This window comes from Enterobacter sp. KB-280D8, from assembly GCF_041399405.1.
Taxonomy (GTDB): domain Bacteria; phylum Pseudomonadota; class Gammaproteobacteria; order Enterobacterales; family Enterobacteriaceae; genus Enterobacter; species Enterobacter cloacae_N.
Genome location: NZ_JBGKEC010000034.1, coordinates 1 through 514, shown reverse-complemented (window position 1 = coordinate 514; position 514 = coordinate 1). Strand labels below are relative to the sequence as shown.

The following is a 514-nucleotide window of genomic DNA, read 5'->3' as shown; positions in this document are numbered from 1 at the left end:
GCCCCGGGTTCTGTGCTGACAAACGAGACGGCAGACACGGCGGTGCCGCTTCAGTTTATGGCGGGCGGCGAAGTGGTGGCCTGGCGTATTAATCAGGACTATCTGACCGGTAAATACATCAATAACCCACTGCAGTATTCCAGTACGTTTGTGCTGGTCAAATCGACCTGTACCCCCGATCCCGAAAAAAAGGACAACAGCCTCGATTTTTACTCGCTGTATATCGGGCTTGCTCCGCTGTCTGCCTTCCCGAAGCACACGCTGTATCTGGTCACAGAGAAGGGCGATGCTCTTCATAAACGCGAATATACCGGCAAAGAAAAAGCCGGAGATAAGGCTCCGGGCGCGAAGACGGATAAACTCAAAACGGGTGACCGCGTTATTGTGGTGCGTGAGATCACCTTCGACCTGAAGGGACAGACGCAGAGGTTTGGGCTTGCCCGGGCACTGAACAGCAAATCCGAAATGACCGGCGGGGCGTTCTGGGTGTCGCTTGACCCGCAATATATGACAC

General features: G+C 54.5%; 1 pseudogene. It reads left to right on the top strand.

The features are described 5' to 3' along the window. Positions 1-514: pseudogene (locus AB8818_RS22890) on the top strand (hypothetical protein); the annotation flags it as partial.